General features: G+C 70.7%; 12 protein-coding genes. 8 read left to right on the top strand and 4 right to left on the bottom strand.

From position 1 onward, the window contains the following. Positions 1–29: 29 nt before the first annotated feature. Positions 30–1013 carry a GlxA family transcriptional regulator gene (locus tag ACIA73_RS20460; protein ID WP_399440014.1) on the top strand — a complete coding sequence of 328 codons (984 nt, stop codon included), beginning with the start codon at positions 30–32 and terminating at the stop codon, positions 1011–1013. A gap of 61 nt (positions 1014–1074) precedes the next feature. Continuing rightward, on the top strand, positions 1075–1701 hold the full coding sequence (locus tag ACIA73_RS20455; protein ID WP_399440013.1) for a DJ-1/PfpI family protein: 627 nt from the start codon (positions 1075–1077) through the stop codon (positions 1699–1701). A gap of 53 nt (positions 1702–1754) precedes the next feature. Here the strand turns inward: ACIA73_RS20455 and ACIA73_RS20450 are convergent, their stop codons facing one another. Further along, complete coding sequence (locus ACIA73_RS20450; RefSeq protein ID WP_399440012.1) at positions 1755–2525, bottom strand: enoyl-CoA hydratase/isomerase family protein; 771 nt, start codon at positions 2523–2525, stop codon at positions 1755–1757. Between the two features lie 87 nt (positions 2526–2612). Between ACIA73_RS20450 and ACIA73_RS20445 the strand changes: the two genes are divergently transcribed. Then, entirely contained in the window at positions 2613–3365 is a 753-nt protein-coding gene (locus tag ACIA73_RS20445; protein WP_399440011.1) for an HdeD family acid-resistance protein, read from the top strand. 285 nt (positions 3366–3650) lie between these two features. Beyond that, positions 3651–4085: an ATP-binding protein gene (locus ACIA73_RS20440; RefSeq protein ID WP_399440130.1), complete on the top strand. Its 435-nt coding sequence runs from the start codon at positions 3651–3653 to the stop codon at positions 4083–4085. Positions 4086–4131: 46 nt separating this feature from the next. On the opposite strand, the gene idi is transcribed toward ACIA73_RS20440, so the two are convergent. The 3 genes from idi to ACIA73_RS20425 form a co-directional block, all read right to left on the bottom strand. Continuing rightward, the gene (idi, locus tag ACIA73_RS20435; protein ID WP_399440010.1) at positions 4132–4734 is read right to left on the bottom strand and encodes an isopentenyl-diphosphate Delta-isomerase; all 603 of its coding nucleotides are present in this window, start codon (positions 4732–4734) and stop codon (positions 4132–4134) included. Between the two features lie 146 nt (positions 4735–4880). Next, complete coding sequence (locus ACIA73_RS20430; RefSeq protein WP_399440129.1) at positions 4881–6116, bottom strand: GNAT family N-acetyltransferase; 1236 nt, start codon at positions 6114–6116, stop codon at positions 4881–4883. 269 nt (positions 6117–6385) lie between these two features. After that, positions 6386–7327, bottom strand: coding sequence for a cation diffusion facilitator family transporter (locus ACIA73_RS20425; protein WP_399440009.1), 942 nt, complete (start codon positions 7325–7327; stop codon positions 6386–6388). Positions 7328–7752: 425 nt separating this feature from the next. Here ACIA73_RS20425 and ACIA73_RS20420 point away from each other — a divergent pair, with 425 nt between their 5' ends. From ACIA73_RS20420 to ACIA73_RS20405, 4 genes are read left to right on the top strand one after another with little or no spacing between them, the layout of a single operon-like run. Continuing rightward, entirely contained in the window at positions 7753–9522 is a 1770-nt protein-coding gene (locus tag ACIA73_RS20420; RefSeq protein ID WP_399440128.1) for a DUF5941 domain-containing protein, read from the top strand. Next, on the top strand, positions 9519–10256 hold the full coding sequence (locus tag ACIA73_RS20415) for a sugar phosphate nucleotidyltransferase (protein WP_399440008.1): 738 nt from the start codon (positions 9519–9521) through the stop codon (positions 10254–10256). The genes ACIA73_RS20420 and ACIA73_RS20415 overlap by 4 nt, the downstream gene beginning before the upstream one ends. After that, complete coding sequence (locus tag ACIA73_RS20410) at positions 10244–11311, top strand: iron-containing alcohol dehydrogenase family protein (protein WP_399440007.1); 1068 nt, start codon at positions 10244–10246, stop codon at positions 11309–11311. Before ACIA73_RS20415 ends, ACIA73_RS20410 begins: the two co-directional genes overlap by 13 nt. Continuing rightward, a complete protein-coding gene (locus tag ACIA73_RS20405; protein ID WP_399440006.1) occupies positions 11286–12068 on the top strand; it encodes a CDP-alcohol phosphatidyltransferase family protein in 783 nt (260 codons plus the stop codon). Before ACIA73_RS20410 ends, ACIA73_RS20405 begins: the two co-directional genes overlap by 26 nt. Positions 12069–12085: the final 17 nt, after the last annotated feature.

Raw genomic sequence — 12085 nt, 5'->3', positions numbered from 1 at the left:
CCACGCCCGGGGCGGCGAACCATGGAGGCATGACGCAGCAGCGCCCCGAACTCGTCCTGGTCGTCCTCTTCGACGGTGTGCAGAGCCTCGACGTGACCGGCCCCGTCGAAGTCCTCTCGGGCGCGGGCTACGTCACCGGCAGGCCGTACGACATCCGCACCGCCTCCCTGGACGGCACCCCCATCCGCACCAGCAGCGGTCTCACCCTCACCCCCGACGGCCGCCTCGCGGACTTCACGGCCCGGCTCGGCCCCACGGCCATGCTGCTCGTCCCCGGCGGCACCGGCACCCGGGACAGCGACCCCCGCCTGGTCGACTGGCTGCGGGAGCACGCCCCGGGTGCCGGACGCATCGTCTCGGTCTGCACCGGCGCGTTCCTGCTCGCGGCAGCCGGTCTGCTCGGTGGGCGGCGGGCCACCACCCACTGGAACTTCACCGACCGCCTCGCCCGCAAGCACCCCGAGATCGACGTCGATCCCGACTCCATCTACGTACGCGACGGGAAGATCTCCACCGCCGCCGGAGTCACCTCCGGCATCGACCTCGCGCTGGCCCTCGTGGAGGAGGACCACGGCCGGGAGACCGCGCTGACCGTCGCCCGGCACCTGGTCGTCTTCCTCCGGCGCCCGGGGAACCAGGCGCAGTTCAGCGCCCAGCTGTCCGCCCAGACCGCCGTGCGCGAGCCGCTCCGCGACGTACAGCAGTACATCTCCGAGCACCCGCAGGCCGATCTGTCCGTCGAGGCCCTGGCGGCCAGGGCCCGTCTCTCGCCCCGGCACTTCGCCCGCGCCTTCCAGGCCGAGACCGGCACCACCCCCGGCCGCTACGTCGAGCGCGTCCGGGTCGAACACGCCCGCCGTCTCCTGGAGGACAGCCCGCAGGGCGTCGAGTGCATCTCCCGGGCCTGCGGTTACGGCACGCCCGAGGCCATGCGCCGCGCCTTCGTCAAGACCCTCGGTACGGGCCCGGCCGAATACCGCCGCCGCTTCCGGCCCCTGAACCCCAGCCACTGAGTCCAGCCGGCACAAGCCCCACCAGCGGACCCACCGACAAACCGACAAACGGAGCCCTGTCATGCAGATCGCCATCGTCCTCTACGAGAACCTCACCGTCCTCGACGCCGTCGGCCCCTACGACACCCTCGGCCACCTCCCCGGCGCGGACGTCGTCTTCGTCGCCGAGCAGGCCGGACCCGTCCGCAACGACCGGGGCCACCTGTCGCTCATCGCCACCAAGTCCTTCGACGAGGTGACCAGCCCCGACATCGTGATCGTCCCCGGCGGCCCGGACCGTTCCGCCCAACTGGACAACAAGCCGTTGCAGGACTGGCTGCGCGCCGTCGACCCCACCACCACCTGGACAACCTCCGTCTGCACCGGCTCCCTCGCGCTGGCCGCCGCCGGGCTGCTCGACGGCCGCCGCGCCACCACGCACTGGCTGGCCCGCGAGGACCTGGCCGCGCTCGGCGCGGAGATGACGGTGGAGCGGGTCGTCTTCGACGGCAAGTACGTCACTGCGGCCGGCGTGTCTGCCGGCATCGACATGGGGCTGATGCTGGCCGAGAAGATCGCGGGCGAATTCGCCGCCCAGAGCATCCAGCTGATGGTCGAGTACGACCCCCAGCCGCCGCACGAGGCCGGCTCCCCGGAGAAGGCGCCGGCCGAACTGGTCGCGCACTGGCGCGCGCAGGCGGCGGCCTGACGGCCACTCAAGCCCCTTTGCGGGAATGCCGGTTCCGGCCGGCCGCGTACCGGTCAGTCCTGAGGCGCACTCCACTCGAAGTGCGGTGAACGGCGCTCCAGGAAGGCGGCGACACCCTCCGCGGTGTCGCCGCTGCCGCGCGCCTGCTCCGCCCAGTACGCGTCCCGGTCGGTGCGCCCATCGGTGAATTCCTTCGCTGCCGCCTGCGTGAGCTGCGAACGCGACGCGAGTATCCGGGTGAACTCGGCCGCCCGCTTGCCGAGTTGGCCCCGGGGCAGCACCTCGTCGACCAGTCCGGTGCGCAGCGCCCGCTCAGAATCGATCAACTCTCCGGAGAACAAGAGGTACTTGGCGGCCGAAGGCCCTGTCAGCGCAGCCAGGCGTCGCGTCGACGACGCCGGGTAGACGATGCCGAGCTTCGCCGGGGTCACCCCGAAGAGCGCCCCCTCCTCCGCGAACCGCAGATCGCACGCCGCCGCCAGCTGGCTGCCGCCGCCCACGCAGTACCCGCGCACCGCGGCCAGCGTCGGTTTCGGAAAGGCGGCCAGGGCCTCCTCGGCCCGTACCGCCAGCTCCTGCGGCGTACCGCCGGCCGCCTCCGCGGGCTCACGCAGCGAGGAGATGTCGGCCCCGGCGCAGAAGGTGTCCCCGTCACCCGTCAGAACCAGCGCGCGTACGTCCCGGTCGGTGGCCAGCCTGGCCAGCAGGTCCGGCAGCGCACGCCACATCCCGGCCGTCATCGCATTGCGTTTGGCGGGGTTGCTGAGCACAACGGTGGCTACGGAGTCGACGACGGTGTGATTCACCCGGGGAGACAGCTGCATGCGCCGGATGCTATCCGCACGCGCGGAACCTATGATCGGGGGATCGGGGGGCCGAGGCAGGCACGGGGGCCGACCGAGGAGTGCTCCATGGCGGACAGGACCACCGACAGGACCACGGACGACAGCGGGGCACGGCCGCCCCACGAGACCAAAGAGACCAAGAAGCTGAGCCGGAACTTCGGCTGGCTGGCGTTCCTCGGCATTCTGCTGGTCATCGGCGGAGTCATCGGGCTCTTCTACACCGCCTTCGCCACCCTCACCTCCATGGTGCTGTTCGGCTGGCTGCTGCTGGCCGGTGGACTGATCGGGCTGCTCCAGGCGGTGCAGTCGCGAGGTACCAGCTTCTTCTGGCTCGGCGTCGTCGTCGCCGCGCTGAACATCGCGGCCGGTGTCGTCGTCATCCGCCACCCGATGGGCTCCGCCGAGGCGCTGACCATGTTCGCCGCCCTGCTCTTCCTGACCGGCGGACTCTTCAGGATTGTCGGCAGTGCGGTGGTCCGCGGGCCGCAGTTCGGCTGGACCCTCGTCCAGGGCGCCTTCGGTCTGCTGCTCGGCCTCCTGGTGCTGTTCGACTGGCCGCACAGCAGCCTGTACGTCCTCGGCACCTTCTTCTCGCTGGCCCTGCTCTTCGACGGACTCGGACTGATCTCGATCGGTTTGGGCGGACGCCGGGTCGTTTCCATGGTGTCGGAAGCGATGCGGCCGGAAGCCGAGGAGACCCCGCCCGCGCCCGTGTCCCCGGCGAATCCGCAGACGCCCGGCGCCGCGGCCACACCGCAAAGGCCCGCCGCGGAGCCCGACTTCACCAAGCCGGAAGATCAGGACCGGTCGCCCAACTGATTGCCAAGCGGTATGCAAAAGGCCGCAGAGTGAGCACAGGCGGTCGGAAAGCGACTCTTACGGCTGACTTGTGTTCAGCTCAAGGGCCCGGACCGTCCCGCCCCGAACACTCGGATCGTGGTCACGACCGAGCGTGAGGGCGGGTGCCCGATGATGGAGAGCCGTGGGAGCGCCCCACCCCCCGAGGGGGCGGCCGTCGGCGCCCCGCCCGGCGGGAGCGCCGGCGATGGCGCAGTTCCCCCGCAGGCGAACGGGGCAGAGCCCCGGCGGGCGGAGGCGGACGAAGTGGGGCCGTCGCCGGCGTACGAAGGGGTCTGGCGGTTCGTCGCCCCCGCCGTCGACGTCTCCGTCCCGCAGGCCCGGCACGCGGTCCGGGACCTGATCCGCCGGCAGGGCGTGCCGATCGCCGAGGACCTGGTGCAGGGCCTGCTGCTGATCGTTTCCGAACTGGTCACCAACGCGGTCAAGCACGCGGCACTGCTCTCCCCGGAGCTTGCCGTGGAGGTGGCCATCGGTGCCGAGTGGATACGGGTTTCGGTCGAGGACAGCCACCCGTACCGCCCCATACCGCTGGAGACGGACTTCGCCCAGACCGGCGGACGCGGCCTGCTGCTGGTGCGGGAGATCGCGGGCGAGGCCGGCGGCGCCTGCGACGTCGAACACACCGCGAGCGGCGGCAAGGTCATCTGGGCGGCCGTGCCGCTCGCCGGACGGTACTAGGCACCCCGGGGCCGGATCCGCATCCGGCCCCGGGGTGCCTGCCTGGCTACCAGCCGACCGCGTCTCCCGTCAGCTCCCGGATCGCCGGACGGGCCGCGTCCAGCACCGTCATGAACCACGCCGAGAACGGGTCCTTCGCGTGCTGCTCCGCCAACTCCTGGGGCGTCACGAACGAGGTGTCCCCGACCTCCTGGGGGTCCGGCCGCAACGACGACTGCACCAGGCCGACGAAGAGGTGGTTGAACTCCTGCTCGACCAGACCGGACGCCGGGTCCGGGTGGTTGTAGCGGACCGTGCCGGCCTCGGCGAGCAGCGTGGGGGAGACGCCCAGCTCCTCGTGCGTCCGGCGGGCGGCGGCCGCGAACGGCCCCTCGTTCGGGTAGGGGTGGCCGCAGCAGGTGTTGGACCAGACGCCGGGGGAGTGGTACTTGCCGAGCGCGCGCTGCTGGAGCAGCAGCCGGCCGGTCTCGTCGAAGAGAAAGACCGAGAACGCTCGATGCAGTTGCCCCGGGGGCTGATGGGCCGACAGCTTCTCCGCGGTGCCGATGGTGTTGCCGCTCTCGTCGACCAGTTCGAGGAGGATCTCGGGCGTCTCTCCCGCTGATCCGTTCTGGATACTGCTCGCCGCGGTGGCGGGTGTGGTCGGCATAACCATCCTTCGCTTCGGTTCCCGGCTGCCAAGTCTGCCGTACAAAAGCCGCTTGTCCGTACTTCGGACGTAGCAAGTACGGCAAAAAAGAGTCCTGCTCCCGTCGCGGGTGCGACAGGAGCAGGACTTCCCACTTGTGACGGGGATCAGACCCCGAAGGCCTTGGGATACCGGATCTCACCGCGCGGCGGCGGGGCCGCCTCGTCCAGCACGAGCGCCATCATGGCCTCGTCCGGCACCTCGAAACCCGGCTTGATCCCGAGCCCCGAGGCGGGCGTGAACCCGAACCTCGGGTAGTACTCGGGATGTCCGAGCACCAGCACCAGCCGCTCGCCCCCGGCCCGCGCCGCATCGAGCACGGCCCGCGTGACGGCGGCCCCCGCCCCCTGCCGCTGGAACTCGGGGCGCACCGCGACGGGCGCGAGCGCCGTGGCCGGGACGCCCTCCACCTGGCACCGGGTGATCAGGGCGTACGCCGCGAGGGTCCCGTCCGGCGCCTCGGCGACGTACGAGAGCCCCGGCAGCCAGGCGTCGGCATCCGCGCGCAGCGCCTCCACCAGGTCGGCCTCGCCCTCGGTGGGGAAGGCGGCGGCATTGACCGCGTGCACGGCGAGGCGGTCGTCCGGGGTCTGGGGGCGGGTCCGCCAGCGCGGGTCGGACGGCTTGAGGACATAACCGGTGTACCCGTACTCGGTGCTGTGACGGTGGCGCACCTCTATCTCCTCGCGGGTCATCGTGAGGGCCTCCGCCATCCCGGGCAGGTCCGGATCGGCGGACTCGTTGCGCGCGCCGAGCGGGCCGTAGTACTCGTCCCAGTCGCTGTCCGGCTGGAGGTGCGCTCCCAGTACGTCGTAGCCGGCGGCGACGGCTGCCGCGCTGTTCGAGGCGCGGGTGCCCAGGGCGTACTGCGGCTCCCAGAAGGCGCGGACCCCGGCCGAGGGCTCCTCGGCCGTCCACTCGATCTCGGAGACGACCAGCACACCGCCGGGGGCGAGCAGCCGCTTCCACCGCTCAAGTGCGTGGGCGAAGCCGATGTTGTACGCCGATCCCTCCGCCCACACCAGGTCGTACGAGCCGTCCTCGAAACCGGGGCCTTCGAGCGCGCCCATGTCGGTGCGGACCGTACGGATCCGGTCGCCGAGCCCCCTGGCGGCGGCAGCGGCGTCGAGTTCGTCGAGGAACGGCTGGTAGAGGTCGACCGCGGTGACCCGCGCCGCGGCCTCGGCGGCCAGCAGCAGCGAGGCCCGGCCGGGACCGCAGCCCAGGTCGAGCACGCGAGGACGCTCGGGGAGCCGTCCCGCGAGCGCGGCGACGGAGAGGAAACGCCGGGTGGTGGCGTCGGAACCGGGACTCTGCCGGGGCAGGTCGCGGTGGAGAGTCATGAAGGCGCCGAAGATGACGTTGTCGGACAACGTGGATCCCTTTGTGTCAGGAAAGGGCCCAGCTGGAAAACCGGCAGTGTGGAAGAGATCAGCCGAGGGCCCGGGGAATGAGGATGGTCCGTGTGCCGCACGAGGCAGCGCGCGCCGCGACCGTCATCAACTCATCTCCCCTGTTCTTCACCCGTGTCCATGGAGGTCGAACGCCTCTTCGATCACCCTAACAGTCCCCACCACCGGCCCGCCCTTTCCAGGACCTCGGACACAGGCTCTCAGTGGCAGAGCTTCATCTCGTGCTCGGCGTGCCCGCTCGGCTCCAGCTGGAAGGTGCAGTGCTCGACGTCGAAGTGATCGCCGAGGCAGCTCTGCAACTCGTGCAGCATCTTCTCGTGCCCGACCGAATCCAGCACGTCCTGGCTGACCACCACGTGCGCCGACAGCACCGGCATCCCCGAGGTGATCGTCCAGGCGTGCAGATCGTGCACGTCCTCCACACCGGGCGTACCCAGGATGTGCTCCCGCACTTCCTGCATGTCGACGCCCTTGGGAGCCGCTTCGAGCAGCACGGTGAGTGTCTCGCGCAGCAGCTTGACCGTGCGCGGCACGATCATCAGGCCGATGACCAGGGAGGCGATCGGGTCGGCGTAGTTCCAGCCGGTCAGCAGGATCAGCCCCGCCGAGACCAGCACGGTCACCGAACCCAGCGCGTCCGCCAGCACCTCCAGATAGGCGCCACGCACATTGAGACTGTCCTTCTGCCCCTTGACCAGGAGCGAGAGAGACACCATGTTGGCGACGAGCCCGATGAGCGCGAAGACGATTGTCAGACCGCCCTTGGTCGCGGTGGGCTCGACGAACCGCTGGACGGCCTCGATCAGGACGTAACCGCCGACGCCGAGCAGCAGCAGACAGTTGGCGAGGGCGGCCAGGATCTCGGCGCGGGCGTAACCGAAGGTGGCGTTCCGGGTGGGCGGCCGGTTCGCGAAGTGGATCGCGAGCAGTGCCATCGCCAGCCCGAGGGCGTCCGTCGCCATGTGGGCGGCGTCGGCGATCAGGGCGAGCGAGTTGGTGACCAGCCCGCCGACGATCTCCACGACCATCACCGAGAGCGTGATGCCCAGGGCTATGCGCAGCCGCCCCTTGTAGGCGGCAGCCGCCGTACCGGTGGGCGGCGGCCCGCCGTGCGAATGCCCGTGATCATGCCCAGCCCCCATGTGAAGCCGCCTCCGGATCGTGGTGGTGAAATGCGGGAAGTGACCTGCCCGCCACCCCAGTGAACTACGGGTGGGGGGTATGGGCAAGCCGGGACTGAACACCGTTGTCATGTGCCCTGACCTGCGGAAATGAATGCAGGTCAGGAAGGTGCGGTGATCTTCGGAAGCGGTTGGGCGACGGACGGCGCAGAGAGCGGCCGACGCTGCCGCAGTGGCCCGTCGCACGCGGTTTGTGGGGCGGGCCCGTGATCGACCATGATGATCGCGGCGGCCGGTCCGCCTGAAGGACCTGCCCCGGCGGAGCATGAACGGGCAGTGAAATCCCGTCCCCGTTCATCCGATAGCCTCTGCCGATGCCGCCCCGCCCGCCCCTGTGCGGACGCACCGTGCGGCTTTTCGAAGCCCTGCTCAAGGAGTGAGTTCGTCTGTCGACCGCCATCCTCACCGGGCCGCCGGTACCCGGGTCGTCACTCGAAGGCGATCTGAGGTCGCTGGGCTTCGACGTGCGGTCCGCCGCCGACGCGGCCGAGACCGCGAAACTCCTGGACGCGGCACCGGCCGGTGACCGGGTCGCCCTCGTCGACCCCCGCTTCATCGGCCATGTGCACGCGTTGCGCCTGGGCCTGACCGACCCCCGCTTTCCCGCGGCCGCCGTCCCCGGCGCGCTCACCGCGCAGCCCGAGGCGCGCGCCGCCCTCGGCCGTGCGCTGCGCACGGCGCCGCTGACCGCGCCGGACGAGGTGGCCGCCGCCCTCGACGCCGACGGCTGCGCCGTCCAGCGCCCCGAGCTCGGTTCGCTCGTCGCCGTGGTCCCGGCCGACCAGGCCTCCCGTACCGAGGCCGAACGGTCCGTGGCCGCCGTCGACGAAGAGGCGGTCCGGCTGCGCACCGCCGTGAAGTCCCGCGACGGCTTCTTCACCACGTACTGCATCAGCCCGTACTCCCGCTACCTCGCCCGCTGGTGCGCCCGCCGGGGCCTCACCCCCAACCAGGTCACCACCGCCTCGCTGCTCACCGCCCTCGTAGCGGCCGGCTGCGCGGCGACCGGAACCCGCGGCGGCTACATCGCGGCCGGCGTACTGCTTCTCTTCTCCTTCGTCCTGGACTGCACCGACGGGCAGCTCGCCCGCTACTCGCTCCAGTACTCGACGATGGGCGCCTGGCTGGACGCCACCTTCGACCGCGCCAAGGAGTACGCCTACTACGCGGGCCTCGCCCTGGGCGCGATCCGCGGCGGCGACGACGTATGGGCCCTGGCGCTCGGCGCGATGGTCCTCCAGACCTGCCGCCATGTCGTGGACTTCTCCTTCAACGAGGCCAACCACGACGCCACCGGCAACACGAGCCCCACCGCGGCCCTCTCCGGGAAGCTCGACAGTGTCGGCTGGACGGTCTGGGTGCGCCGGATGATCGTCCTGCCGATCGGCGAACGCTGGGCCATGATCGCCGTGCTGACCGCCGTCACCACGCCCCGGATCGTGTTCTACGCCCTGCTCATCGGCTGTGCCTTCGCCGCCTGCTACACCACCGCCGGACGCGTGCTGCGCTCCCTCACCCGGCGGGCCACCCGCACCGACCGGGCCGCCCAGGCGCTCGCCGACCTCGCGGACAGCGGACCGCTCGCGCGCTTCGTGGCCCGCGGCGGCTCGTCCGTCAGTATCTCCTGGCTCCCCCCGGTGATGGCATTGATCGGCACCGCCTCGCTGCTCACCATGCTGCTGACCCAGCCGTTCGGCTCCCGGCAGACGGTGATCGCCGCCGGGGTATACGCCGCCTTCGCGGGCTGCGCCGTCGCCGTTCCCCTCAAGGGCGCCCTCGACTGGCTGATTCCGCCGTTGTTCCGGATCGGCGAGTACTGCGCGGTCCTCATCCTCGCGGTCAAGGCCGACGTCGCCGGAGCGCTTCCCGCCGCCTTCGGGCTTGTCGCAGCGGTCGCCTACCATCACTACGACACGGTCTACCGCATCAAGGGCGGCACCGGAGCCCCGCCGAACTGGCTGGTGCGCACGCTGGGCGGCCATGAGGGCCGCACCCTGCTGGTGGCCGTTCTCGCCGCCCTGTCGGCAACCATCGACTTCCCCCTCGCGCTCACGGTCATGGCTGTGGCCGTCGCGCTGGTGGCGGGTGCCGAGAGCATCCGGTTCTGGGTCTCCTCCGGAGCACCCGCCGTACACGACGAAGGAGAGACCGCATGATCGGCCTGGTACTGGCAGCGGGCGCCGGACGGCGTCTGCGTCCCTACACGGACACACTCCCCAAGGCCCTCGTGCCCGTCGACGGTGACACCACCATCCTCGATCTCACCCTGGGCAACTTCGCCGAGATCGGCCTCACCGAGGTCGCGATCATCGTCGGCTACCGCAAGGAAGCGGTCTACGACCGCAAGGCGGCCCTGGAGGCCAAGTACGGCCTCAAGCTGACCCTGATCGACAACGACAAGGCCGAGGAGTGGAACAACGCCTACTCCCTGTGGTGCGGCCGCGACCGCATCCGGCACACGGTGATCCTCGCCAACGGCGACACCGTCCACCCGGTCTCCGTCGAAAAGACGCTGCTGGCCGCCCGTGGCGACGGCAAGAAGATCATCCTGGCCCTCGACACGGTGAAGAACCTCGCCGACGAGGAGATGAAGGTGATCACCGACGAGTCCGGTGCCGTCCAGAAGATCACCAAGCTGATGGACCCGGCCACCGCCTCCGGCGAGTACATCGGCGTCACCCTGATCGAGGGCGAGGCCGCCGACGAGCTGGCCGACGCCCTCAAGGTCACCTTCGAGCGGGACCCCGACCTCTACTACGAGGACGGCTACCAGGAGCTGGTGAACCGCGGCTTCCGTATCGACGTGGCCCCGATCGGCGACCTCAAGTGGGTCGAGATCGACAACCACGACGACCTCGCCAAGGGCCGGGAGATCGCGTGCCAGTACTGACCCGCCTGATCCCCTCCCCGCTCACCGTCGACATCTCCCGCGGCGCCCTCGACGACCTGGCCGGCCTCCTCGCCGACCAGCGGATCTCCGGCTCCGGCTGCCTGGCCATCGCCATCAGCGGCGGCTCGGGCCAGGCGCTGCGCGAGCGGCTCGCCCCGGCCCTGCCGGACGCCGACTGGTACCCGGTCGCCGACGGAACCATCGACTCCGCGATCAAGCTGGCCGACGACATCAAGGGCAAGCAGCGGTACGACGCCGTGGTCGGCCTCGGCGGCGGCAAGATCATCGACGTCGCCAAGTACGCGGCCGCCCGCGTGGGCCTGCCCATGGTCGCGGTCGCCACGAATCTCGCCCACGACGGTCTCTGCTCCCCGGTCGCCACCCTCGACAACGACAACGGGCGAGGCTCCTACGGAGTCCCCACCCCGATCGCCGTCGTGATCGACCTCGATGTGATCCGCCAGGCCCCCGACCGTTTCGTACGGTCCGGCATCGGCGACGCCATCTCCAACATCTCCTGCGTCGCCGACTGGGAACTCGCCCACGACATCAAGGGCGAATCCATCGACGGCCTGGCCGCCGCGATGGCCCGCCAGGCCGGCGAAGCAGTGCTCCGCCACCCCGGCACCATCTCCGACGACGCCTTCCTCAAGGTGCTCGCCGAAGGCCTGGTCCTCACCGGCATCTCGATGACGGTGGCCGGCGACAGCCGCCCCGCGTCCGGCGCCTGCCACGAGATCAGCCACGCCTTCGACCTGCTCTTCCCGCGGCGCTCCCAGCTGCACGGCGAGCAGGTCGCCATCGGCGCCGCGTTCGCCATGCACCTGCGCGGCGCCACCGAGGAGGCCGCGCTCTTCGTCGACGTACTGCGCAGACACCAACTGCCCGTACTGCCCGACGACATCGGCTTCAGCGCCGACGAATTCGTCCAGGCCGTCGAGTACGCCCCCCAGACCCGGCCGGGCCGCTTCACCATCCTGGAACACCTCGACCTGTCCGCAGACCAGATCAGGGACGCTTACGCCGACTATGTCAAGACGACCATCAGTAGCTGAACTCCGTCCCGTCGTTCACCCCGCAGGCGTCAAGGACCGGCGCAGCGGTGAGCACTGGGGCGGACGCCTGTACATGCGCGAGATCTCGCTGCGCGTGGACCGGTACCTGGTCAACACCAGGATCACGCCCAACCAGCTGACGTACGTGATGACCGTCTGCGGCGTACTCGCCGCCCCGGCCCTGCTCGTGCCCGGCATCTGGGGCGCCGTCCTCGGCGTCGTCGCCGTACAGCTCTACCTCCTGCTCGACTGCGTCGACGGAGAGGTCGCCCGCTGGAAGAAGCAGTTCTCGCTGAACGGCGTCTACCTGGACCGGGTCGGCGCCTATCTGACGGACGCCGCCGTGCTGGTCGGCGTCGGACTGCGCGCCGCCGACATCTGGGGCACCGGACGGATCGACTGGCTGTGGGCCTTCCTCGGCACGCTGGCCGCCCTCGGCGCGATCCTGATCAAGGCGGAGACCGACCTGGTCGCCGTCGCCCGCCACCAGGGCGGCAAGCCGCCGGTCGCGGAATCGGCGAGCGTGCCGCGCTCGTCCGGGATGGCGCTGGCCCGCCGCCTCGCCTCCATGCTCCAGTTCCACCGGCTGATCCTCGGCATCGAGGCCTCGCTGCTGATCCTGGTGCTCGCGGTCTTCGACGCGGTTCGGGACGACCTGTTCTTCACCCGCCTCGGCGTCGCCGTCTTCGCGGGCATCGCCCTGCTCCAGACGCTGCTGCACCTGGTGTCGATCCTCGCCTCCAGCAGGCTCAAGTGACCGGCGCCCAGGGGCAG

It is taken from the genome of Streptomyces sp. NPDC051561, from assembly GCF_044454195.1.
Classification (GTDB): domain Bacteria; phylum Actinomycetota; class Actinomycetes; order Streptomycetales; family Streptomycetaceae; genus Streptomyces.
The sequence above is the reverse complement of the archived record's forward strand: the minus strand, read 5'-3'. Positions and strand labels throughout refer to the sequence as shown.